At 34.2% G+C, this 602-nt stretch carries 1 pseudogene; it reads right to left on the bottom strand.

The features are described from left to right. Nucleotides 1-602 (bottom strand): annotated as a pseudogene (gene cstB, locus KA873_RS13500) (persulfide dioxygenase-sulfurtransferase CstB); the annotation flags it as partial.

The raw sequence follows: 602 nt of genomic DNA, 5'->3' as shown, positions 1-602 counted from the left end.
TAACCTGCTACATTATCAAAGCCAATTAATTGTAAAGTATGCGCTGCTTGTTCAACGGTAGATTTATCACCAATTAAATCTATACTATTTTCATAGTCTAAATACCAACCGATTTGGTTAATGAAGTTTTGGTTGTAAGGAATATTGATTGTACCTTCAGTATGACCACCATGAAAGGCTTCTTTACTACGAAGATCAAAGGCTATTCTTGCATTATCTAAACTAGGAAAAACGTCGTATGGTTGATACATGTTCATACCAAACTGATTAATTTTTTTCATCTGTGCAAAGTGATGGGGTGGTGCTGGTTGATTTGATGTTAATGTTTCAACAAATTTAGATTCATCTGTTACATTAAATGCCCAGTTATTAATTTTTTCGTAACCTAGCGTAGACATTGGTATGGCACCTAATGCTTTACCACAAGGACTTCCAGCACCGTGTCCAGGCCATATTTGAATATAATCTGGTAAATTTTTAACACCTTCTATAGATTGGTACATCTTTTTTGCACCAATCACTGTAGTACCTTCCATTTGTACAGATAATTCTAGTAAAACAGGTCTACCGATATCACAAACAAAAATAAAGTCACCACTAAA

It is taken from the genome of Staphylococcus sp. GDY8P45P, from assembly GCF_017892745.1.
Taxonomy (GTDB): Bacteria; Bacillota; Bacilli; order Staphylococcales; family Staphylococcaceae; genus Staphylococcus; species Staphylococcus cohnii.
This window is presented reverse-complemented; position numbering and strand designations above follow the sequence as displayed.